The organism is Streptomyces sp. 6N223 (assembly GCF_052246635.1).
Lineage (GTDB): Bacteria > Actinomycetota > Actinomycetes > Streptomycetales > Streptomycetaceae > Streptomyces.
In genome coordinates this window covers 1-20,700 of sequence record NZ_JBQQCA010000054.1, presented here as the reverse complement: position 1 = coordinate 20,700, position 20,700 = coordinate 1, and the positions used below count along the sequence as shown (strand labels likewise).

Annotated in this window: 22 protein-coding genes; 12 read left to right on the top strand and 10 right to left on the bottom strand. The window is 74.3% G+C overall.

The features are described from left to right. The first annotated feature begins 27 nt into the window (after window positions 1–27). Window positions 28–897: a DUF4429 domain-containing protein gene (locus ACTWQH_RS26425; protein WP_443289260.1), complete on the top strand. Its 870-nt coding sequence runs from the start codon at window positions 28–30 to the stop codon at window positions 895–897. A 118-nt stretch (window positions 898–1,015) separates the two neighbouring features. Here the strand turns inward: ACTWQH_RS26425 and ACTWQH_RS26420 are convergent, their stop codons facing one another. The 3 genes from ACTWQH_RS26420 to ACTWQH_RS26410 all read right to left on the bottom strand — a co-directional run bounded on the left by ACTWQH_RS26420 (window position 1,016) and on the right by ACTWQH_RS26410 (window position 3,399). After that, a complete protein-coding gene (locus ACTWQH_RS26420) occupies window positions 1,016–2,047 on the bottom strand; it encodes an aldo/keto reductase (protein ID WP_443289259.1) in 1,032 nt (343 codons plus the stop codon). Continuing rightward, entirely contained in the window at window positions 2,044–2,601 is a 558-nt protein-coding gene (locus ACTWQH_RS26415; protein WP_443289258.1) for a MerR family transcriptional regulator, read from the bottom strand. Before ACTWQH_RS26415 ends, ACTWQH_RS26420 begins: the two co-directional genes overlap by 4 nt. Before the next feature lie 78 nt (window positions 2,602–2,679). Continuing rightward, window positions 2,680–3,399: a DUF899 family protein gene (locus ACTWQH_RS26410; RefSeq protein ID WP_443289257.1), complete on the bottom strand. Its 720-nt coding sequence runs from the start codon at window positions 3,397–3,399 to the stop codon at window positions 2,680–2,682. A 324-nt stretch (window positions 3,400–3,723) separates the two neighbouring features. Between ACTWQH_RS26410 and ACTWQH_RS26405 the strand changes: the two genes are divergently transcribed. Beyond that, window positions 3,724–4,599, top strand: a complete 876-nt coding sequence (locus tag ACTWQH_RS26405; protein ID WP_443289256.1) for a serine hydrolase domain-containing protein — start codon at window positions 3,724–3,726, stop codon at window positions 4,597–4,599. Between the two features lie 3 nt (window positions 4,600–4,602). Here ACTWQH_RS26405 and ACTWQH_RS26400 read toward each other — a convergent pair whose 3' ends face one another. After that, the gene (locus tag ACTWQH_RS26400) at window positions 4,603–5,469 is read right to left on the bottom strand and encodes a helix-turn-helix domain-containing protein (protein ID WP_443289255.1); all 867 of its coding nucleotides are present in this window, start codon (window positions 5,467–5,469) and stop codon (window positions 4,603–4,605) included. A 102-nt stretch (window positions 5,470–5,571) separates the two neighbouring features. On the opposite strand from ACTWQH_RS26400, the gene ACTWQH_RS26395 reads away from it, so the two are divergent. Beyond that, entirely contained in the window at window positions 5,572–6,120 is a 549-nt protein-coding gene (locus ACTWQH_RS26395; protein ID WP_443289254.1) for a YceI family protein, read from the top strand. A gap of 265 nt (window positions 6,121–6,385) precedes the next feature. Continuing rightward, complete coding sequence (locus ACTWQH_RS26390) at window positions 6,386–6,712, top strand: hypothetical protein (RefSeq protein WP_443289253.1); 327 nt, start codon at window positions 6,386–6,388, stop codon at window positions 6,710–6,712. A gap of 97 nt (window positions 6,713–6,809) precedes the next feature. Here the strand turns inward: ACTWQH_RS26390 and ACTWQH_RS26385 are convergent, their stop codons facing one another. Beyond that, window positions 6,810–7,592 carry a calcium-binding protein gene (locus tag ACTWQH_RS26385; RefSeq protein WP_443289252.1) on the bottom strand — a complete coding sequence of 261 codons (783 nt, stop codon included), beginning with the start codon at window positions 7,590–7,592 and terminating at the stop codon, window positions 6,810–6,812. 258 nt (window positions 7,593–7,850) lie between these two features. On the opposite strand from ACTWQH_RS26385, the gene ACTWQH_RS26380 reads away from it, so the two are divergent. Continuing rightward, window positions 7,851–8,267, top strand: a complete 417-nt coding sequence (locus ACTWQH_RS26380) for a cupin domain-containing protein (protein WP_443289251.1) — start codon at window positions 7,851–7,853, stop codon at window positions 8,265–8,267. A gap of 106 nt (window positions 8,268–8,373) precedes the next feature. Here ACTWQH_RS26380 and ACTWQH_RS26375 read toward each other — a convergent pair whose 3' ends face one another. The 5 genes from ACTWQH_RS26375 to ACTWQH_RS26355 are packed head-to-tail and all read right to left on the bottom strand — an operon-like array spanning window position 8,374 to window position 13,391. Further along, entirely contained in the window at window positions 8,374–9,048 is a 675-nt protein-coding gene (locus ACTWQH_RS26375) for a pirin family protein (RefSeq protein WP_443289250.1), read from the bottom strand. A 9-nt stretch (window positions 9,049–9,057) separates the two neighbouring features. Then, window positions 9,058–10,233 (bottom strand): serine hydrolase domain-containing protein, encoded by a 1,176-nt coding sequence (locus ACTWQH_RS26370; RefSeq protein WP_443289249.1) that lies wholly within the window; start codon window positions 10,231–10,233, stop codon window positions 9,058–9,060. Window positions 10,234–10,282: 49 nt separating this feature from the next. After that, on the bottom strand, window positions 10,283–11,089 hold the full coding sequence (locus ACTWQH_RS26365) for an ABC transporter permease subunit (protein ID WP_443289248.1): 807 nt from the start codon (window positions 11,087–11,089) through the stop codon (window positions 10,283–10,285). After that, the gene (locus ACTWQH_RS26360; protein WP_443289247.1) at window positions 11,086–12,471 is read right to left on the bottom strand and encodes an ABC transporter permease subunit; all 1,386 of its coding nucleotides are present in this window, start codon (window positions 12,469–12,471) and stop codon (window positions 11,086–11,088) included. The genes ACTWQH_RS26365 and ACTWQH_RS26360 overlap by 4 nt, the downstream gene beginning before the upstream one ends. Next, the gene (locus tag ACTWQH_RS26355) at window positions 12,468–13,391 is read right to left on the bottom strand and encodes an ABC transporter ATP-binding protein (RefSeq protein ID WP_443289246.1); all 924 of its coding nucleotides are present in this window, start codon (window positions 13,389–13,391) and stop codon (window positions 12,468–12,470) included. Before ACTWQH_RS26355 ends, ACTWQH_RS26360 begins: the two co-directional genes overlap by 4 nt. Before the next feature lie 121 nt (window positions 13,392–13,512). On the opposite strand from ACTWQH_RS26355, the gene ACTWQH_RS26350 reads away from it, so the two are divergent. The 7 genes from ACTWQH_RS26350 to ACTWQH_RS26320 all read left to right on the top strand — a co-directional run bounded on the left by ACTWQH_RS26350 (window position 13,513) and on the right by ACTWQH_RS26320 (window position 20,517). Further along, on the top strand, window positions 13,513–14,661 hold the full coding sequence (locus tag ACTWQH_RS26350) for a sensor histidine kinase (RefSeq protein WP_443289245.1): 1,149 nt from the start codon (window positions 13,513–13,515) through the stop codon (window positions 14,659–14,661). Then, window positions 14,658–15,392: a response regulator gene (locus ACTWQH_RS26345; protein WP_443289244.1), complete on the top strand. Its 735-nt coding sequence runs from the start codon at window positions 14,658–14,660 to the stop codon at window positions 15,390–15,392. Before ACTWQH_RS26350 ends, ACTWQH_RS26345 begins: the two co-directional genes overlap by 4 nt. 129 nt (window positions 15,393–15,521) lie before the next feature. Then, on the top strand, window positions 15,522–16,688 hold the full coding sequence (locus ACTWQH_RS26340) for a PucR family transcriptional regulator (protein WP_443289288.1): 1,167 nt from the start codon (window positions 15,522–15,524) through the stop codon (window positions 16,686–16,688). Window positions 16,689–16,797: 109 nt separating this feature from the next. Next, window positions 16,798–17,778 carry an ACP S-malonyltransferase gene (locus ACTWQH_RS26335; RefSeq protein ID WP_443289243.1) on the top strand — a complete coding sequence of 327 codons (981 nt, stop codon included), beginning with the start codon at window positions 16,798–16,800 and terminating at the stop codon, window positions 17,776–17,778. Window positions 17,779–17,835: 57 nt separating this feature from the next. Then, entirely contained in the window at window positions 17,836–18,834 is a 999-nt protein-coding gene (locus ACTWQH_RS26330) for a ketoacyl-ACP synthase III (protein ID WP_443289242.1), read from the top strand. A gap of 61 nt (window positions 18,835–18,895) precedes the next feature. Next, the gene (locus tag ACTWQH_RS26325; RefSeq protein ID WP_443289241.1) at window positions 18,896–19,147 is read left to right on the top strand and encodes an acyl carrier protein; all 252 of its coding nucleotides are present in this window, start codon (window positions 18,896–18,898) and stop codon (window positions 19,145–19,147) included. A 107-nt stretch (window positions 19,148–19,254) separates the two neighbouring features. Continuing rightward, entirely contained in the window at window positions 19,255–20,517 is a 1,263-nt protein-coding gene (locus ACTWQH_RS26320; RefSeq protein ID WP_443289240.1) for a beta-ketoacyl-[acyl-carrier-protein] synthase family protein, read from the top strand. Window positions 20,518–20,700 lie beyond the last annotated feature (183 nt).

Sequence of the window (20,700 nt, the reverse complement as noted above, 5' to 3'; positions counted from 1 at the left end):
TCAGCTCGGGCCCTTACGATGAGCCGCATGGGTGATGTGCTGGCGGGAATCCACTCCACGTGGGAGTTCGACACCGACTCCGTGCTCATCCGCTTCGAACGGGGAATACGCACACCAAAGCTTTTCCAGGTGCTCGGCGAGCGCCGCATCCCGTACGAGGCGCTGCGTTCGGTGACGCTGGAGCCGGGGGGCAGAAGGGGCACGGTGGTGCTGCACACCGTGCCGAGACCGGGCGCCGATCCGCTGTTCGACGCGGCCGACGGGCAGCTCCGGCAGGCCGCCGACCCCTACCGCCTGGTGCTGCCGGCCGAGCGGGAGACGCTGGGCGACTACTACGCCTCCGAGCTGCGCTCCGCCCTCGTCCCGCAGGCCGGGGAGGACTGCGAGGACTACCTGGTGGCGGCGCCCGCCGCGCCGCTGCAGTTCAAGGCGTTCGACGGCAAGGCGTCCTTCGACGGCAAGGTCGTGTCGTTCCGCTGGTTCTGGACGGGGGCCTCGTCGGCGAAGTGGAAGGCGGGAGACCAGTCCTTCCCGGTCAGCGAGCTGGCCGGGGTGGAGTGGCGCTCCCCCGAGATCGCCGGTGGCCATCTGCGGCTGCGCCGGCGCGGCCCCGACGGCGAGCCGGAGGACATCGGCGGCCCGCCCGACCAGGACCCGGCGGCGGTGGTCTTCGGCCTGGGGTACGGGCTGGTGCACGAGTCGCTGCCGCTGGCGGCGGCGGTGCTGGAGGCGGTGCGGGCGGCTGAGCCGGTGACCGCGGGCCACGAGCGGATGCGCCGCGCCGACCCGGCGGACATCGCGGAGCGCATCCGGCATCTGGGCGAGCTGCACAAGGCGGGGCTGCTGACGGACAAGGAGTTCACGTCGAAGAAGGCGGAGCTCCTCGCGGAGCTGTAGCCCCGCCCACCCTCCCCGGGTGGGGGGAGGGTGGGCGGTTGGCGACGACGACGGCCCGCCCACGGCCGGGTGCCGGGGTGTGGGCGGCACCCGGGGTTCCGGGGCGGAGCCCCGGGTGCTACTCGCGGGCGGCCGAGGTGAAGGTCATGTCCGCGTAGCGGTCGCCCGCGACGTTCGCCGCGATGGGGGCCAGCTCGGCCAGCTCGTCCTCGCTCAGGACGATGCGCGTGGCCGCCGCGTTCTCCTCCACGCGGGAGCGCTTCGTCGTGCCGGGGATCGGAATCACCGTCATCCCCCACACGGACGCCTGCTGCTGGACCCAGGCCAGCGCGACCTGCCCGAGGCTCGCGCCGTGCGCCTCGGCCACGCGGCGCACGGGCTCCAGCAGCGCGCGGTTCGCGGCGGCGTTGTCGCCGGTGAAGCGGGGCTGCGTACGCCGGAAGTCGTCGGCGCTCAGCTCGCTCGCGGCGGCGAAGGAGCCGGTGAGGAAGCCGCGGCCGAGCGGCGAGTACGGCACGAACGCCACGCCCAGCTCGCGTGCGGTGGGCACGGCGGTGCGCTCCACGTCGCGGGAGAAGAGCGACCACTCGGACTGGACGGCGGCGATGGGGTGGACGGCGTGGGCGGCGCGCAGCTCGGCGCCCGTCACCTCGCTGAGCCCGAGGTGGCGGACCTTGCCCTGCGCGACCAGCTCGGCCATGACGCCGACGGTCTCCTCGATCGGCACCTTCGGGTCGCGGCGGTGCATGTAGTACAGGTCGATGACGTCCAGGTCCAGCCGCCGCAGGCTGTCATCGACGGCCTGGCGGATGTACGCGGGCTCGTTGCGGATGATCCGCCTCGCCGGTTCGGCCGGGTCGATCTGGAGGGCGAACTTGGTGGCGATGGTCACCTCGTCGCGGTGGGCGCGGAAGAACGGCGAGAGGAAGGTCTCGTTCTCGCCCGAGCCGTAGACGTCGGCGGTGTCGTAGAGCGTGATGCCCAGCTCCAGCGCCCGCTCCAGCGTGGCGCGGGACGCCTCGGCGTCGGTGGGGCCGTAGGCCCAGCTCATGCCCATGCAGCCGAGTCCCTGAACGCCGACCTGGGGACCGTTGGTGCCCAGCGGGACGGTGACGAGCGGGGTGGTGCTGTCGTTGGGGGTGGTGCTCATGCGGATGCTCCGGACCTTTCGGATGCGGTGGGCGCGGTGGGCGCGGTGGGCGCGGCGTGCGCGGCGTGCGCGGCGTCGGCGTAGATGCTGATCTTGAAGTCGAGGACGGTGAGGGTGCCCTGGAGCTCGGCGATGCGGCGGAGCACCTCGTCGCGGGTGGCGCACAGCAGCGCGTGCCGCTCCGGGAAGGTGTGGTCGCCCTGCCGGACGAGATCGGCGTAGCGGACCATGTCCGCTACCGCCATCCCGGTCAGCCTGAGCTTGCCGACCAGGGCCAGCCAGTCCAGGTCGCGGTTGGTGTAGCGGCGCTGCCCGGTGTGGGAGCGGTCGATGTGCGGCATCAGGCCGATCCGCTCGTACCAGCGCAGCGTGTGCGGGCTCAGGCCCGTGTGCGCGGCGACCTCGCTGATGGTGTAGCGGTCCCGCCCGTCGGGGCGCGGGTGCGGCCGGTCGACCGAGGCGCAGTGGTCGACGTCCTCGGCTTCGGCTTCGGCTTCGGCTTCCTGAACGTCGTTGGCGACGTCGTCGGGAGTGGCCTCGCGTGTCAGCGTCATGCCTTCACGCTAAAGAGTTGGAGTGCGCTCCAGGCAAGCCGAGCGGGCCAGGCGTCGAGGCGGCAGGCGGCGGGTGTTTCACCCCGATGACCGGGAGACCCCCGGAACCGGATAGGTGAGGCTGGGCATCCAGTCGCCGCCGCGGCCGGCCGGCGTGCGGTCGAGGATGGCCCACATCGGCCACATGAAGTCGACGTGGCGCGGGTACTGGCCCGGCTCCGAGGGGACCATCAGCAGCTCGCTGCTCCAGAAGTGGCGGATCCGGCCGTCGCGGCGGACGAACACGTGGGCCATCGGGACCTGCGCCTCGTCCGGCCCCTCGGCCCGGTAGTCGGCGTTGAACGTCGTGTTCCGCGAGCTCAGCAGCCGCGCGTGGCGCCAGCCGCGCGCGTGGGCGTGGGCGGTGAGGCGTTCGGCCGGCGCCTTCGCCACCACCGCGACGTTGATGTGCTGCCTGAGGTGCGGGACCGCGCCGTCGACGCCGTCGACGATCGAGGTGCAGTCCGGGCACGGCGTCTCGACCGGCCCGTCCGGCCCGGGCAGGAACATGAAGTTGTAGAGGAAGAGGGTGTCCCTGCCGTCCTCGAACAGCTCCGAGAGGCGGACGGTGCGCACGCCGCCGACGCTCGGGTCCCACTCGCCGAAGGCGTAGTCCTCCCGGATCTCGCCGCCGGGCGGCAGCGCGCGGCGCTGCGCGGCCACGGCCTCGACCCGCCGGCGCAGCTCCTTCTCGTCCTCGAGCAGCGCGTCGCGGGCCCGGCGGTACTCGTCGCTCTCGTTGGGAAACCGGCGTTCCATGGGTCCTTTCTCCTTTCTCCTTTCTCCTTTCTCCACGCCGATCCTCCGCCCCGCGCGGACGCGCCGCGACCCGGGACAGGGCCATAGGGCGCGGCGACCGACGCGTCAGGAGTGTCAGGGGCGGTCAGCGCGGTCGCGCGGCGCGAAAGCGACCGTGTCGAGGGTGTCCCACGCGCCCCGGGGCGCGGGCGGCGCGCCGGACCAGGACGCCAGGCGCATGTCGGGGCGACCTCCCGCGACGGCGATCGTCCGTGGCCGCGTCGGAGCCGAGGGCCGAAGCCCCCGGGCGCCGGGGGATGTGGCCGGCGTCGTAGGCTCGCACGCATGTCCCTTGCGAGCCTGGAGATCATCGACCGCTGGCCCGTGCCCACGGCCGCCGCGACCGTCGTAGTCGGCGACACCGACACCGACACCGACACCGACGGCGACGGCGACACCGCCGTCGCCGGCTCGCGCGGCCCTCGGGAGCGGCGTTTCGACCTCGCCTCGGTCACCAAGCCGCTCGCGGCGTACGCCGCGCTGATCGCCGTCGAGGAGGGCGCGATCGAGCTGGCGGAGCCGGCCGGGCCGCCCGGCTCGACCGTGCGGCACCTGCTGGCGCACGCCTCTGGGCTGGCCTTCGACGAGCACCGCACCATGGCCGAGCCCGGCACCCGCCGCCTGTACTCCAACGCAGGGTTCGAGGTGCTGGGCGAGCACCTCGCCAAGGCCGCGGGGATACCGTTCGCGGAGTACCTGCGGCAGGCCGTGCTGGAGCCGCTGGGCATGCACGCCACCGGGCTGACCGGCACCGCCTCCCCCGCCAAGGACGGCGTCTCGGCCCTCGCCGACCTGACCCGCTTCGCGGCCGAGCTGCTGCGTCCCCGCCTGCTGGCGCGCGAGACCCTGGACGAGGCCACCGAGGTGGCGTTCCCTGGGCTCTCCGGCGTGCTGCCCGGCTACGGCCACCAGCGGCCCAACGACTGGGGTCTCGGCTTCTCGCTGCGCGGCCACAAGTCGCCGCACTGGACCGGCGCCGACTCCTCCCCGGGCACCTTCGGCCACTTCGGCCAGGCGGGCACCTTCCTGTGGGTGGACCGCGAGGCGGCCGGCGGCCGGGGCGCGGCCTGCGTGGTGCTGACCGACCGCGCCTTCGGGCCGTGGGCGATCGAGACGTGGCCGGCGTTCACCGACGCGGTGCTGGCCGAGCTGCGCGCCTGAGCGTCAGCCCGCGACGGCGCGCAGCGCGCCCGGCTGGCGGCCGGTGACACGGTCGAGCGCGGCGGAGGTGGCCTCGTCCGCCGGGAGGTAGACGACAATGCGCTGATCGCCGGTGTCGGGCAGCTCCAGGGTCTCGTAGGCCAGCCGCAGCTCGCCCGCCTCCGGGTGGGCCAGCCGCTCGACGCCGTTGAGCCGGGGCGGCCCGGCCACCTCGGCCAGCCGCCGGGCGAAGGGCGTGCCCGCGGCGGCCGTCAGCTCCTCGGTGAGCGCCACGATGTGCGGGTCGTCGCGGTAGGCGTGGATCTTCAGGTGGGCCACCAGCCGGTCGGCGGCGTGCTCCCAGTCGGGCCGCGCGGCGCGGGCGCGGGGGTCGGTGAAGTGGTACCGCAGCAGGTTGGGCGACTCGCCGTCGAGCAGACCGCTCGGACGGACGAGCCGCTCGTACGCCGCCGTGTGGGCCAGCACCTCGCTCAGCCGGTTGACGAGGACAGCGGGCGAGGGCTCCATCCCCTCCAGGAGCGCCCGGACGGTGGGGCGCAGCTCGCGCGCCGGGGGCGGGGCGCCCTGGCAGCAGGCCGCCTCGTTCACGTCCTTCGCAAGGCGGCGGAGGTACACGAACTCGTCGACGGTGAGGCGTAGGGCCTCGGCGAGGGCGCCGAGCACCTGCAGGGAGGGGTGGCGGTCGCGGCCCTGCTCCAGGCGCGTCAGGTACTCGACGCTGATCCCGGCGACGGTGGCCAGCTCGGAGCGGCGCAGCCCCGGGGTGCGGCGGCGGCCACCGGTCGGCAGCCCCACCTCGGCGGGGGTCACCGCCTCCCGGCGGGCCCGGATGAAGGCCCCCAGGTCGTTGTCGCTCGCGTCGGCACTCACGCTGTGAAGTGTACGGAGGCGCCCGGGGCGGAGGGTGGCCCTGTCAGGGCCAGTCTCGGCACGGCCTTCCTCGGCGGCGTGCGCGGGGGGAGCGTGTGGGGCATGACGACAGACGCACACACCACGAGCCTCCCGCTGCGGGCCGGCCGCTGGACCCCCGACCTCCTGCACTCCTCCGTCGGATTCACCATCCGCCACCTGGGCATCTCCAAGGTGCGGGGGCGTTTCGCGGAGTTCGCGGCCGAGCTGGTGGTGGGAGAGAGCGTCGAGACGTCCTCGGTCACCGCGACCGTGGCGCTCGCCTCGATCGACACCGGCAACGCCCAGCGGGACGAGCACGTCCGCGCGCCCGACCTGCTGGACGTGGCGCGCCGCCCGAGCATGGCGTTCCGCTCGACCCGGATCCGGGGTGCGGGCGAGGAGTGGGTGATGGAGGGCGAGTTGACCATCGGTGAGGTGACGCGGCCGGTGACCTTCGAGGTCGAGTTCGGCGGTGTCGGCGAGTTCGGGGAGGAGCGGCACGCGGGCTTCGAGGCGACGGGCGAGATCAAGCGCGGCGACTTCGGCCTGGGCTTCGGCGCGGCGGACGCCGTCATCGGCAACGCGATCAAGATCCACCTGGACGTGCAGTTCACCGAGCCGTCGGCCTGAGCCGCGCGGCGTTCGCGTTCGCCGTCGGACGTGGCCGGGGCCCGCTGGGCCCTCCGAGTTCTCCCTCACCCACCCCTTCCGCACGCTGCGCGAGGCGGGCCTGATCCGGTCAGCCGACCCGGTCGCCGAGTCGAAGCGGCGCATTCGATATCCCTCCGACGGCGATTTCCGGCCACGCGCCGCGCTTGCGCTTCCGCCCCGCCACCGGCCCCCGCACGATGACGGCGCGGGACAGGACCCGCAGACCGAGCGAGGAGAGAAACGCATGAGACGCACCGTCAGAGCCGCCGTACTGGCCGGAGCGACGTCGCTGGTCGCGGCGTCGGGCGCCGTGCTGGCCACCCCGGCCGCCGCCGACCCGGCCGACTGCACGACCGGAACGACAAGCAGCACTTCCGCGTACGCCGAATGCCCGGCGGGCGCGGGCGACTTCGAGTTCCGCGTGGTCGCGCAGAGCGGCGGCATCGCCGGCCTGACCACGGTCTACGGCGAGTGGAAGACCCCCGCGCCCGACGTCGCGGTGCGCTCGGGCGTCGGCTGCGAGTACGCGCCGAAGTGCGCGATCGTCTCGGTCTCGATCGAGTTCCGCTGAGGACCGGGCCTCCCCGCCCGGCCGATCGTCTGCCGGGCGAGGAGGTGTCGTGTCCCTGCTCTTCGGGCCTTCGGCCGCGGCGCACAGCGCAGCCCGCTCAGTCCTGGTATTCCTCGTCGTTCCCGGGGCCGCCGTCGAGCTGGTCGGTGTGTTTGCCGCCGTACAGCGCGTCGTTGCCGTCGCCGCCGTAGAGGATGTCCTCCCCGCTGAACCCGCGGAGCTCGTCGTCGCCGGCTTCGCCGTAGAGCACGTCGTCGTCGTTGTCGCCCCAGAGATTGTCCCTTCCGTCCCCGCCGTGGATCTCGTCCTTGCCCCGGTTGCCGCCCAGGTGGTCGTCGCCGCCCTGGCCGAGGATCGTGTCGGGGCCCCAGCCGCCGAAGATCCACTCGGTGGCGTCCGTGCCGATGAGCACGTCACGCCCCCCGTCGCCGCGCATGCTGTACGCCCCGCTGATGGTGTCGTGCCCGTTCCCACCCCAGAGACCGTGATCCCCGCTGGCGGTCATCACGTCGTCGCCGGCTTGGCCGTCAACGTGGACCTGGCCGCCGGCCGTCACCTCGACCTGGTCAGCCAGGTCGCCCAGCTGGGCCCGCAGCGCGCTGTAGTGGATATCCGGATTCGTGCGCGTGCATGCCACCCGGGTGGGGTCGGCCTCGTCGGGGTGCACGCAGCCCACGCCGACGTCGATGGGCACCACGTCGTCGATGAGGTACTCGTGGGCGCTCGCGCCCTGAGAGATGACCACGTCGTTCGATTCCCCGGCGCCCGCCAGGTAGTGAATGGTGGTCAGGACCTCGTCGACGTGGGCTGTCGCGCCGGTCTGGGCGGCCGCCGGGGCCGGCCACAGGACCATTCCGGCCCCGGCGCCCGCGAGGGCCACGGCTCCCAGCGCGCTTAACGACTTTCGGTGTCTTCGCAGATGTCTCATGTCTCCCCTTGGATCGCGGAGTGCGTGAGTGGCGGCGGCTCGCACGAGTCAGCCGCATCGTATGGCTGGAGGGCACAGCCCGGACGCCGATTCCCGGCCAACAGCCGTCACGAGCACCTGGGCCGCTCATCGTGCGGCGTGGCTGGCCGCACGCGTACGCCGTGCCCCCTGGCACTGGCCCTTGAGGCCGGCGTCCTGGAAGATACGGACATGACAGCCCCACAGGTCGCCATGACCCGCCTGGCCGACGGCGTTCTCGCCCCGAGCGACTCCGGCCTGGTGCTGGCCGAGTGGACCGCCGAGGGTGCCACCAACGGCGAGCCGCCCGTCTATCAGGCGCCGCTGCACCTCCACGAAGAGGACGAGGCGTGGTACGTGCTCGACGGCGCGCTGCGGGTGCGGGTGGGGGAGGAAGAGGTGGAGGTCTCGGCGGGCGGTGCCGTCGTCGTGCCGGGCGGTACGCCGCACACCTACTACAACCCCCGCCCGGAACCGGCCCGGTATGTGCTGGTGATGGGCGCCCGTACGTGGGCCCTGATCCAGGCCATTCACTCGGCCGGGGACCGCGGCTCCGAGGCGATGCGCGAGCTGTTCGCGCGGTACGGCGCCCGGCTCCTGGAGGAGTAGGCCGACCGCCGCGCGACGACCTCGCCGTCCACCGCCACGACCAGGCAGTCGCAGTCGCACCCGCAGTCGCAGCGTAGGTACTCGTGTGATCACGGGTTCACAGCGGTCACACGTACACGGGCTCGGTGTGCAGCTCCCACAGCAGCAGCTCGGCCGCGCCGTCGGCCCGCACCACCATCCCGTCCGCGTCCGTGGTGCGGGCCGCGTCGCCCGCCGCCAGCCGGTCGCCGCCCAGCTCTGCCGCGCCCCGCACCACGTGCAGGTACACCCAGGGCGCGGCCGGCAGCGCCGCGCGCTCCCCGCCGGCCAGGCGCCGCACGTGCAGCACCGCGTGGGTGCGCGGCAGGGCGTACGGCGTGCCGTCGGCGATACCGCGCACCACCTCGTACTCCGGCTCGCCGCCCGGCTCGGCCGGGATCAGCCACATCTGGAGGAAGCGCACCGGCGCGCTCCCGGCGTTGCGCTCGGCGTGGCGTACGCCGGAGCCCGCCGTCAGCCGCTGCACGTCGCCGGGCCAGACGACGGTGGCCGGGCCGCCGCCGGCGTGCTCGTGGGTCAGCTCGCCCTCGATCACCCAGGTGACGATCTCCAGGTCGCGGTGGGGGTGGCTGGGGAAGCCCGCGCCGGGGGCCAGGAGCTCCTCGTTGCAGGCGGTCAGCGGCCCGAAGCGGACGTTGTCCGGGTCGTAGAAGCCGGAGAAGGAGAAGGCGTGCCAGGTGTCGATCCCGGCGGCGGGATCGCCGCCCCGGTACCGTTCGCGGTCGCGCCACACCTGGAGCATGGGTCCACGCTAACCGGTCCGGCCCGCGAGCAGCTCGGCGAGGCCGAGGGTGAGGGCGCGGTCGTGCTCGTCGATGTTCCACCGGCCGTCGCGGTAGGCGTGGTTGCTGACCCAGAACACCATCACGCCGAGGTCCGGGAAGAAGGCGTTGCGGGCGTAGGACCAGTCATTGCCCCCGTTGTGCGTGAGGACCGTGCCGACGTCGCCCGGGAGGGCGCCGGGGGCGAAGACGTCCCAGCCGTAGCCGTAGGAGACCTTGCCTTCGCCCCCGGGCTCGGGGACGTGCGGGGTGAACATCAGCTCCTTGGCGCGCCGGTCGAGGATCTCCTCGCCCGCCAGGGCGCGGTACCAGCGGTGCATGTCGCGCGCGGTGGTCAGCAGTCCGCCGTTGCCCCGCAGGTTCCAGTACGGCCCGTCCTCGGCCCAGGGGTGTTCGTACGGCCTGCCCTGCGGCCTTCCCCGCCGGTCGTACTCCACGGCGACGCGCTCCTCCTCCCACTCCGGGAGCGTGTATCCGGTGTCGGCCATCCCGGCGGGGGTGAACAGCTCCTCCACCAGGTACTCCTCGTAGCCCATGCCGGAGGCGGTCTCGACGACGGCGGCGAGCAGGCTGTAGCCGGTGTTGGAGTAGCGGAACGCCGCCCCCGGCTCGGAGCGCAGCTCGGCGTCCATGGCGGCGGCCACCATCGCGTCGCGCGTCAGCGGGTCGTAGTCGTCGCCGAGGCCCTCGGGGAGGCCGGAGGTGTGGGTGAGCAGGTGGTGGAGGGTGATGCCGCGCTTGTCGTCCGGGACGTCCGCCGCCGGGGGGAGGTGGGCGGCGAGGGGGTCGGCGTAGTCGAGGCGGCCGGTCATCTCCAGCCGCACGATGGCGGCGGCGGTGAAGGACTTGGTGACGGAGCCGATGTCGTAGACGGTGTCGCACGCCGCCGCGATGCCGGCCTCGCGGTCGGCGAGGCCCCGGCCCTCGCAGGCCGCGGGCTCGGCCTCGCCCTCGCGGGCGGCGACGACGGTGCCGCCCGCGCCCTGCGGCCAGTGCGCGTCGAGGTACCGCTCGATCCGGCGCTCGTTCCGCCGTTCGTTCCGGCGCTCGTCGTCGTTGCCCGCGCGATCGTGCTCGCTGCTGCCGCAGGCGGCGGTGGCCGCCGCCCCGAGCGCGGCGGCGAGAAGGTGACGTCGGGAGGTCATCTCTCTCCTTCAGATGTCTGGCATGACTTTCGGATGACTTTCGGACCGTTCAGATGTCGCGGACGGCGAACGCCAGCCCGCCCAGCAGCAGCGCCGCGGCGGCGTAGGCGGCGAGCACGCCGAGGCCGGGCCAGGGGCCGATGGGCAGCTCCGCCAGCCGCGTGGTGGCCTGGACGGACAGCCCCGCCGTCATGGGCGTCAGCGCCTCCAGCCGCTCCTGCCAGCGCGGGTCGCCGACGAGCTGCACGAGGGCTGGGGCGACCAGCAGCAGGGCGAGAACGCCGGTGAGCGCGGCGGCGGTGTCGCGGACCGCCGTGCCGACGCCGAGGGTGAGGAGGGCGACGAGGACGAGGTAGAGCACGGTGCCGACGGCCGCGCGCAGCGTCGGCCCGTCCGCGAGGGACAGCGGCGGGTAGCCGTTGGCGGCGGTGAAGCCGTTGCCGGGCAGCAGGAGCCGCCCGGCGGCCAGCGAGCCGAGCACGCCGATCGTCCCCGACACCAGCACCAGCGCGGCCAGGACCGCCGCCTTGGCGGCCAGCACCGGGTGCCGCCGGGGGCTGGCGGCGAGGGTGGGCTGGATCGTCCCGGTGCCGTACTCGCCGGTGATGGCGGTGCAGGCGAGCACGACGACGGGGATCTGCCCGAGCCGGACGCCGGAGAGGCCGAGCCGGGTGGTGTCCTCGAAGCACTCGGCCGGCGAGGGGCAGTGGGAGGTGTCGACGGCGGCGGTGGCCGCCGCGCCCGCCAGCGCGGTGCCGGCGGCGACGGCGAGCAGCAGCCACGCCGTGGCGGGCAGGGTGCGCAGCTTGGTCCACTCGGCGTGCGCCGCCAGCAGCGCGGGGCGCGTCGGCGTCATGCGTCCCGCCGCCTCAGCAGCCACAGCGCGAGCGCGAGCGCGGCGGCGGCGTAGCAGCACAGCACGCCGAAGCCCGCCCACGGGCCGATCGCGGTGTCGTAACGCGGCACGGTCTGCTGGATCGCGAAGCCGGCGGCCGGGGTGAGGCGTTCGAGCCACTGGGCAGCCGACAGCGGCAGGCCGGTGCCGAGGATCCGCGGCACCAGCAGGAGCAGCAGCACGACGGCGACCGCGGCCGCGCTGCGGCGCAGGATGCTGGCGACGCCCAGGCTGAGGACGGCGACGACGGCCACCAGCGCCGCCGTGCCCGCGACCGCGCGCAGCACCGGACCGTCGGCCAGCGACGCCGTGGGGACGCCGTTGGAGCGCAGCACCGGCGCGGAGAGCAGGAAGGCGCCGAAGCCGGCCACGGCCCCGGCGGCGAGGCAGGCCGCGCCGATCACGATCGCCTTGGCCGCCAGCACCCGGCCCCGCCGTGGCGTGACGGCCAGGGTGGTGTGGATCGCGCCCCACCTGTACTCGGCGGTGACGAACAGCACGGCGAGCGGGACGATCGCCATCAGCCCGACCAGCACGGCGTTCAGCGTGCTGCGGGTGGGGTCCTCGCCGAACCCGTAGGGCCCGATGTCGCCGGACCCGGTCAGCGTGGGTGTCGCCGCGCCCGGCCAGGGCCCGGGGGTCAGCCGTACGCCGTCGAAGGCGGCCCGGCCGGTGGTGGTGTTGCCGTTGACGATCTCGCCGCCGAACTGCCGCTCGACCTCGACGGCGTCGGGCGAGGCCACGAAGAGGCCGATCTCGACGTCCGCCGGCAGCCCCTCGCGCTCGACCGTGCCGACGCGGTTCCAGGCGGCGCCGTCGGCCGACTCGTACGCCGTGACGGAATCGCCGGAGCGCGTCAGCTTCAGCCAGCGCGGCGCGGCGGCCGGGCCGTCGCCGCCCGCCACGTCGGCGAAGTCCGACTGGAGGCGTACGCCGTGGCCGGGGGTGAGCATGACCGCCGCGTACCAGGAGCCGGGCTCGGTGGACTCGCGGAGCATCAGGCCCGCCTTGGCCCAGTCGTGGCTGTCCTCCTGCTCCGTCACCCGGGCGACGAGGCTGCCGTCGCCCGACAGCGTGTGGTGCTCGAAGCGGCCCAGGTCCTGGACGCCGTCCGTGGCCGCGGGGGGCGGCGCGCCGCCCTCGGTGCCCGGCGCGTGGCTGGTCTCCCGGACCGTGCCGGCGGCCGCGAGCAGGGCGACCGCCACCGTCAGTACGGCCGAGGCGGCCAGCGCGATCACCCATCGGGGAACCGTCCGGAGCTTGGTCCACTCCGACAGCAGCAGGCGCCCGAAGTGGTCGCCCCCGGCGGGGACGGTGCTGCGGTACGGGGCCGGCGCGCTCATCGGTCCTCCCGCGCGGCCCGGAACTCCACGGCGTCGCCGGTCAGGTCCATGTACGCCTCCTCCAGCGACGCGCGGTGGGCGGCCAGTTCGCCGACCGGCAGGCCGTGCTCGGACAGCAGGGCGGCCACCCGTTCGGCGGGCAGGTCGCTCACGACGACCGTCTCGTGGCCGGTGACGGCGACGGTGGCGCCCGCGCCCGCGAGGACGGTCATGGCCTCGGAACGCCGGGCGGTGCGCAGCCGCAGCCGGTTGCGGGAGGCGGCGGCGATCAGCTCGGCCACCGGGGCGTCGGCCACGAGCCGGCCCTTGCCGATGACGACGAGGTGGTCGGCGCTGTCCTCCAGCTCGCTCATCAGGTGGCTGGAGACCAGGACGGCGCGGCCCTCGTCGGCCCGCGCGCGCAGCAGCCCGCGTATCCACCGGACGCCCTCCGGGTCCAGGCCGTTGACGGGCTCGTCGAACATCAGCATCGGCGGATCGCCCATGAGGGCGGCGGCGATGCCCAGGCGTTGACGCATGCCGAGGGAGAAGCCGCCGACCGGCCGCCGGGCCACGCTCGCCAGGCCGGTCAGCTCGATCACCTCGTCCGCCCGCCGCGCGGGCAGGCCGCCGGCGTGCGCGATCCACAGCAGGTGGTCGCGGGCGCGCCGGGCCGGGTGGATGACGCCGGCGTCGAGCATGGCGCCGACGTGGCACAGGGGGGTGCGCAGCTCGTGGTAGGGCCGCCCGCCGAGCAGCGCGGCGCCGCCGTCGGGCCGGACGAGGCCGAGGATCATGCGCAGCGTGGTGGACTTGCCCGAGCCGTTGGGCCCCACGAAGCCGGTCACCTGCCCGGGGACGACGGTGAACGACAGGTCGTCCACGGCGAGGGTGGGGCCGTAGCGCTTGCGCAGCCCGCGGACTTCGATGGTCGCTTCCATGGCCGTGAGCCTAGGAATCCGGCGGCGGGCGGGGCGTCACGCGGTGGAGCGGTCTTCGCGTCCCCGGCGTCCCTCGCGCGGGGGACGCGATGGTCGCGGCGGCGCCGGGAGAATGGTGCGCATGAGACAGCCGAGGCCGTGGGGCTCCGCCCCCTGGAACCCGCGCTTCGGGGGCGCGGTGCTCGCGCTGGTCTCCGTCGTCGAGACGGCGCTGCGCGTGGACGCCTCCGGCGCGGACCTGCCGGTCGCCTTCCTGCTGAGCGCGTGCGCGACCCTGCCGCTCGCGGCGGTCTCACGACCGTGGGCTCCGCCCCCGGACCGCCGGCCGCCCACACCCCGGAGCCCCAGCCGGGGGTGGGTGAGGGCCGGCGCCGTCGTCACCCGCCCCGTAAGGAGTGGGTGGGCGGGGGACATCGCCCCCGCCGCCGCGGTCGCCGTGGCGAACTGCCTGCTCGGCGCCGTCTACGGCGGCCCGAGCGCCGCGGGCCTCGTGGCCCTGCTCGTGATCTCCTGGCTGCTCGTGCGGCGCCACGGGCGCCGCTTGCGCGCGAGCGCCGCCGCCCGCGACGCGTCCCGCCAGGACATCGAGCGCTCCCTCCTGGAGCTCACCGCCCGCGGCGAACGCGCCCGCATCGCCCGCGAGTTGCATGACGTCGTCGCCCACCACCTGTCGATGATCTCCGTGCAGGCGGAGGCCGCGCGCCTGGCCACACCCGGCATGCCGCCGGCCGGCGCCGCGCGCCTGCTCGCCATCGGCGACACCGCCAGGTCCGCGCTCACCGAGATGCGGCGGCTGCTCGGCGTGCTGCGCGAGGACGCCGGCGCCGAGCCGACCCGCCGGCCGCAGCCCGGCCTGCGGCAGCTGCTGGCGTTGATCGACGAGACGCGCGACGCCACCGGCGGCCACGCCCGCCTCCTCGTCCGCGGCCGCGTGGGGCCGCTGGACCCCGGCGTCGAGCTGGCGGCGTACCGCATCGTGCAGGAGGCGCTGACCAACGCCCGCAGGCACGCCCCCGGATCGGCGGTCGACGTGGAGCTGGAGTACGCCGCCGACGCGCTGCGCGTGCGCGTCCGCGACAACGGGCCCGGGCCGCGGGGTCCGGCGGGCGGCGACGGGCATGGCCTGCTCGGGATGCGCGAGCGCGCCGCGAGCGTGGGCGGCGAGCTGTGGACGGGCCCGGCGCCCGTCGGCGGCTTCCTCGTCACGGCCACGCTTCCCACGGCCGAAGCGGCGGCCGCGGCCGGTGCCGCGCCGGAGGCCACGGCGTGAGCCCGCGTCCGCCGGTGCGCCTGGTCGTCGCCGACGACCAGGAGGTGGTGCGCGCCGGGTTCGCCGCGCTGCTGGACACGCAGCCGGACCTGACGGTGGTGGGCACCGCCGCGGACGGCGCGGAGGCCGTCCGGCTCTGCCGCGAACGGCGGCCTGACCTCGTGCTGATGGACGTGCGCATGCCCGAGGTCGACGGCATCGAGGCGACCCGCCGGATCGTGGCATCCGCCGAGGCCGGAGGCGAGGGCGGGGGCGGGGACGGCGGCGGGGGCGGCGGAGGCGCGCCCGTCCGGATCCTGATCCTGACCACCTTCGACCTCGACGAGTACGTGTACGACGCCCTCGCCGCCGGGGCCAGCGGCTTCCTGCTGAAGGACGTGACGGCGGAGCGCCTCTTCGACGCGGTGCGGGTGGTCGCGGCCGGCGAGGCGCTGCTGGCGCCGAGCGTGACCCGGCGGCTCATCGGCGAGTTCACCCGGCTCCGCCGCCGCCCGGCCGGGGCGGCCACGCCGCTCGACGCGCTCACGCCGCGCGAGACCGAGGTGCTGCGGCTGCTGGCCGAGGGGCTGTCGAACGCCGAGATCGCCGCGCGCCTCGTCGTGGGCGAGGAGACGGTCAAGACGCACGTCAGCCGGGTGCTGCGCAAGCTGGGCCTGCGCGACCGGGCGCAGGCGGTGGTGACGGCGTACGAGTCCGGTCTCGTCGTGCCAGGGGCACCCCGCCGGGCATGACTCGCCGCGGAATGAGGCAGGCTGGTCCTCGTGTCCGATGACTCCGAAATCTCCGGCGGCGACGCGCAGGCCGACGACAAGCCCGATGATCAGGCCGGTGGCAGGGCCGGCGGCCGCGCCCGGTCCTCCGTGGATGAGCAGGCGCATGCCGCGACCGTGCGCCGCCTCGAGCGGGCCTCGGGCAAGCTGGCCGCCGCCGCGATCGCGCGCATGGATCAGCAGCTGCCGTGGTATCGGGCGATGCCGCCGGAGAACCGCTCCTGGATCGGCCTGGTCGCCCAGGCCGGCATCGCGGCGTTCACCGAGTGGTTCCGCCACCCGGACGCCCCGCAGGCCATCAGCACCGACGTCTTCGGCACGGCCCCGCGCGAGCTGACGCGCGCCATCACGCTGCGGCAGACCGTGGAGATGGTGCGCACCACGATCGAGGTCGTGGAGTCCGCCATCGACGAGCTGGCCGCCCCCGGCGGCGAGCGGGCGCTGCGCAACGCCATCCTCGTCTACGCCCGCGAGATCGCCTTCGCCACCGCCCAGGTCTACGCCCAGGCCGCCGAGGCGCGCGGCGCCTGGGACGCGCGCCTGGAGTCGCTGGTGGTCAACGCCGTCGTCTCGGGCGAGGCCGACGAGTCGGACATCTCGCGCGCCGCCGCGCTCGGCTGGAAGGCGCCCGACCACGTGACGGTGGTGCTGGGCAGCGCGCCCAGCGGGGAGAGCGAGCTGACGGTGGAGGCGATCCGCCGCGCCGCCCGGTACGCCAAGCTGCAGGTGCTCACGGGCGTGCTCGGCAAGCGCCTGGTGGTGGTGGCGGGCGGCAGCGACGACCCGGTGCAGGCGGCGAAGGCGCTGCTGGGGCCGTTCGCCGCCGGGCCGGTGGTGGCCGGGCCCGTGGTCGGGGACCTGCTGGCGGCGACGCACTCGGCGCAGGCGGCGGCGGCCGGGCTGCGGGCGGTGGCCGCCTGGCCGGACGCGCCGCGGCCGGTGCATGCCGACGACCTGCTGCCGGAGCGCGCGATGGCGGGTGACCCGGTGGCGCGCCGCCTGTTGGTGGAGGAGGTCTACACACCGCTCCAGGAGGCGGGGTCGGCGCTGCTGGAGACGCTCAGCGTCTACCTGGAACAGGCGAGCAGCCTGGAGGGGGCGGCCAGGATGTTGTTCGTCCACCCCAACACCGTTCGCTACCGCCTCCGGCGTGTGACAGACGTCACCGGATGGCCACCCTCCGATGTACGATCGGCCTTCACGCTGCGCATCGCGCTGATGCTGGGCCGCCTCGCGGAGACCGCCCGGCGGCAGTGACCAGGCACTAGTACGGCCCAGTATTTGTTCGAGGACCACAAATCCCCCGGAGGTTCTTCGTCCCCGCCGCCACGGGCGGAAACCCCGCCCCCCGGGAGAGAGTGTGAGGGTGCTGGTACTCGTCGCTCCCGGCCAGGGCTCCCAGGCGCCTGGCTTCCTGCTTCCGTGGCTCGATCTCCCGGGCGCCGCCGACAGGCTGCGCGCCTGGTCGGAGCTGATCGGGCTCGACCTCATCCACTTCGGCACCGAGGCCGACGCCGAGGAGATCCGTGACACCGCCGTGGCGCAGCCGCTGCTCGTGGCCGGCTCGCTGCTGTCCGCCGCCGCCCTCTTCGACGGCGCCGACGGCGCCGACCCCCTCCCCCGCTCGGCGGTCGGCGTGATCGCCGGTCACAGCGTGGGCGAGCTGGCGGCCGCCGCCATCGCCGGGGTGATGTCCGAGGACGAGGCGATGGCCCTGGTCCGGCGGCGCGGTCTGGCGATGGCCGAGGCGGCGGCGGTCTCCGACACGGGCATGTCGGCGGTGCTCGGCGGCGACCCGCAGGAGGTCGCCGACCACCTGGCGAAGCTGGACCTGATCGCCGCCAACAACAACGGCGGCGGCCAGATCGTCGCCGCGGGCGCCCGGGCGGCGCTCGCCGAGCTGGCCGAGAACCCGCCCGGCGGTGCCAAGGTCCGCGCGCTGACCGTGGCGGGGGCGTTCCACACCGAGCACATGGCGCCGGCGGTGGCGGCGATGGCCGAGGCCGTGGGCGGCGTCAAGCCCGCCGACCCGGCTATCCGCTACGTGTCGAACGCCGACGGGGAGCCCGTCGAGGACGGCGCGGACATCGTGCGGCGGCTGGTGCGGCAGGTCTCCAGCCCCGTCCGCTGGGACCTGTGCCAGCAGACGTTCCAGCGGCTGGGCGTGACCGGCCTGGTCGAGCTGTGCCCGGGCGGCACGCTCACCGGCCTGGCCCGTCGCACCATTCCCGAGGTGCCCAAGCAGCGCCGGCTGCCCCTGAAGACGCCGGATAGCCTGGCGGCGGCCCGCGAGCTCGTCGCCGAGTACGCGGCCACAGAACCCGCACATCCCTCAGATCCCGCGTAGACCGCGCACACGACGACGAGCAGCACGACCGACCCGAGGCTAAGGAACAGGGAGAGCATGTCCGCGACACTCAAGGTCAGCAGGGGCGCGCCCTACGCCCGGATCCTCGGCGTCGGCGGCTACCGGCCGACCCGTGAGGTGCCGAACGAGGAGATCCTCAAGCACATCGACTCCTCGGACGAGTGGATCCGGTCCCGCTCCGGCATCGTCACGCGCAACTGGGCGAGCCCGGAGGAGACGGTGACCGAGATGTCGCTGGCCGCCTCCGGCAAGGCGCTGGCCGACGCGGGCCTCGACGCCGAGCGGGTCGACGCCGTCATCATCTCGACGGTCTCGCACTTCAAGCAGACGCCCGCCGTCGCCACCGAGATAGCCCACCGGCTGGGCGCGGGCTCGCCCGCGGCGTTCGACATCTCCGCCGCCTGCGCCGGCTTCGGCTACGGGCTGACGATCGGCAGGGGCCTGATCGTCGACGGCAGCGCGCGGCACGTGCTGATCGTCGGCGTCGAGCGGCTGTCGGACCTGACCGATCTCACCGACCGCTCCACGGCGTTCCTCTTCGGCGACGGGGCGGGCGCGGTGGTGCTCGGCCCTTCGGAGGAGCCCGGCATCGGCCCCACGATCTGGGGATCGGAGGGCGACAAGTCGGACACCATCTCCCAGACCGTACCCTGGGACCGGTACGAACCCGGTCAGAAGTTCCCGGCGCTGCGCCAGGAGGGCCAGACGGTCTTCCGCTGGGCGGTGTTCGAGATCGCGAAGGTCGCGCAGCAGGCGCTGGACGCGGCCGGGATCACCGCCGAGCAACTGGACGTCTTCATCCCGCACCAGGCCAACCTGCGGATCATCGACTCGATGGTGAAGACCCTCAAGCTGCCGGAGCACGTCGCGGTCGCCCGCGACGTGGAGACGACCGGCAACACCTCGGCCGCCTCCATTCCGCTCGCCATGGAGCGGATGCTGGCGACCGGGCAGGCGAAGAGCGGGGACACCGCCCTCGTCATCGGCTTCGGGGCGGGCCTCGTGTACGCCGCGACGGTCGTTACTCTCCCCTAGCAAGCCCTAGCAAGGCTAGTAAGCCCCAGCAAGATCCCGAGCACACCGAAGGAGCGCCGCAATGGCCGCCGACAAGTCAGAGATCGTCGCGGGACTGGCGGAGATCGTCAACGAGATCGCCGGTATCCCCGAGGAGGAGGTCACGGAGGAGAAGTCCTTCACCGACGACCTGGACGTGGACTCGCTGTCCATGGTCGAGGTGGTCGTCGCCGCCGAGGAGCGCTTCGGGGTGAAGATCCCGGACGACGACGTCAAGGGGCTGAAGACGGTCGGGGACGCCGTGGGGTACATCCTCACCCACCAGGACAGCTGAGTCCTCCCCGCAGTCTCCTCCCCTCCTACCGCCGACGCGCGTATGTCGCCGCCCACGCGGGTGGCACGATCCAACCAACCCCCGAGTAGCGGAGTCAGGAAGTTCCCGTGAACACGCCCAATCGAACGGTGGTCGTCACCGGTATCGGCGCAACCACACCGCTGGGTGGCGACAGCGCGACGACGTGGGAGGGCCTGGTGGCCGGCCGGTCCGGCGTCGCCACCATGAAGCACGAGTGGGCGGCCGGGATGCCGGTGCAGATCGCCGCCGAGGTGGCGGTGGACCCCTCCGAGGTCATCCCCCGCCCGCACCTGCGCAAGCTCGACCGCTCGGCGGCGCTCGCGCTGATCGCGACGCGCGAGGCGTGGGCGGACGCCGGGTTCACGGCGAGGGCCGGCGAGGACCCGGCCGCTGAGCCGACGCGGGTCGGCGCGGTCATCGCCTCCGGCATCGGGGGCGTGACCACCCTGCTGAACCAGTGGGACATCCTGAGGGAGAAGGGCTGGCGCAAGGTGTCGCCGCACGCGGTGACGATGCTGATGCCCAACAGCCCGGCGGCCAACGTCTGCATCGAGGTCGGCGCGCAGGCGGGGGCGCACACGCCCGTCAGCGCCTGCGCCTCGGGCGCGGAGGCGGTCGGGTACGCCACCGAGATGATCCGCAACGGCCGCGCCGACGTCGTCGTGGCGGGCGGCACCGAGGCGGCGATCCACCCGCTGCAGATCGCGGCGTTCTCCAACATGATGGCGCTGTCGAAGAACAGCGGCGACCCGACCAAGGTCTCGCGGCCCTACGACGTGGCGCGCGACGGCTTCGTGCTCGGCGAGGGCGCGGGCGTGGTGGTGCTGGAGTCGGCGGAGCACGCGGCGGCGCGCGGCGCCCGCGTGTACTGCGAGATGCTGGGTCAGGGTCTGTCCGCGGACGCCCACCACATGGCCCAGCCGGAGCCCAGCGGCCGCGGCATCGCGGCGGCGCTGCGGCACCTGCTGGAGCAGACCGACCTCAAGCCGGAGCAGATCGCGCACGTCAACGCGCACGCCACGTCGACGGAGCAGGGCGACCTGGCGGAGATCCGGGCGCTGCGCCGGGTGCTGGGGGACGACCTGGACCACGTGGCGCTCTCGGCGACGAAGTCGATGACGGGCCACCTGCTGGGCGGCGCGGGCGGCGTGGAGACGGTGGCCACGGTTCTGGCGCTGCACCACAGGCTGGCTCCGCCGACGATCAACGTGGACGAGCTGGACCCGGAGGTGGACGCGGACGTCGTCCGCGACGAGGCGCGCGCGCTGCCGTCCGGCACGATCGCCGCCATCAACAACTCCTTCGGCTTCGGCGGCCACAACGTGGTCCTCGCCCTGCGCTCGATCTGATCCGTCCACCCGCCCGCCCCTCGGGGCTCCGCCCCCGGCCCCTGTTTTCCCCCGCCCACCCCCCCCTACCTCAACCCCTCCCGGGGGTGGGGTAGTTGACGACGGCGCTCAGCCCCGGGTGGGGTGCCGGGTGTGGGCGGCAATCGGGGGTCCGGGGGCGGAGCCCCCGGCGACCTCCTACCC

Bases quoted from the DNA above. Each gene is read 5' to 3' on its own strand.
- ACTWQH_RS26425 (WP_443289260.1), top strand. From the start codon at position 28: ATGGGTGATGTGCTGGCGGGAATCCACTCCACGTGGGAGTTCGACACC.
- ACTWQH_RS26420 (WP_443289259.1), bottom strand. From the start codon at position 2,047: ATGAGCACCACCCCCAACGACAGCACCACCCCGCTCGTCACCGTCCCG.
- ACTWQH_RS26415 (WP_443289258.1), bottom strand. From the start codon at position 2,601: ATGACGCTGACACGCGAGGCCACTCCCGACGACGTCGCCAACGACGTT.
- ACTWQH_RS26410 (WP_443289257.1), bottom strand. From the start codon at position 3,399: ATGGAACGCCGGTTTCCCAACGAGAGCGACGAGTACCGCCGGGCCCGC.
- ACTWQH_RS26405 (WP_443289256.1), top strand. From the start codon at position 3,724: ATGTCCCTTGCGAGCCTGGAGATCATCGACCGCTGGCCCGTGCCCACG.
- ACTWQH_RS26395 (WP_443289254.1), top strand. From the start codon at position 5,572: ATGACGACAGACGCACACACCACGAGCCTCCCGCTGCGGGCCGGCCGC.
- ACTWQH_RS26390 (WP_443289253.1), top strand. From the start codon at position 6,386: ATGAGACGCACCGTCAGAGCCGCCGTACTGGCCGGAGCGACGTCGCTG.
- ACTWQH_RS26380 (WP_443289251.1), top strand. From the start codon at position 7,851: ATGACAGCCCCACAGGTCGCCATGACCCGCCTGGCCGACGGCGTTCTC.
- ACTWQH_RS26375 (WP_443289250.1), bottom strand. From the start codon at position 9,048: ATGCTCCAGGTGTGGCGCGACCGCGAACGGTACCGGGGCGGCGATCCC.
- ACTWQH_RS26370 (WP_443289249.1), bottom strand. From the start codon at position 10,233: ATGACCTCCCGACGTCACCTTCTCGCCGCCGCGCTCGGGGCGGCGGCC.
- ACTWQH_RS26365 (WP_443289248.1), bottom strand. From the start codon at position 11,089: ATGACGCCGACGCGCCCCGCGCTGCTGGCGGCGCACGCCGAGTGGACC.
- ACTWQH_RS26360 (WP_443289247.1), bottom strand. From the start codon at position 12,471: ATGAGCGCGCCGGCCCCGTACCGCAGCACCGTCCCCGCCGGGGGCGAC.
- ACTWQH_RS26355 (WP_443289246.1), bottom strand. From the start codon at position 13,391: ATGGAAGCGACCATCGAAGTCCGCGGGCTGCGCAAGCGCTACGGCCCC.
- ACTWQH_RS26350 (WP_443289245.1), top strand. From the start codon at position 13,513: ATGAGACAGCCGAGGCCGTGGGGCTCCGCCCCCTGGAACCCGCGCTTC.
- ACTWQH_RS26330 (WP_443289242.1), top strand. From the start codon at position 17,836: ATGTCCGCGACACTCAAGGTCAGCAGGGGCGCGCCCTACGCCCGGATC.
- ACTWQH_RS26325 (WP_443289241.1), top strand. From the start codon at position 18,896: ATGGCCGCCGACAAGTCAGAGATCGTCGCGGGACTGGCGGAGATCGTC.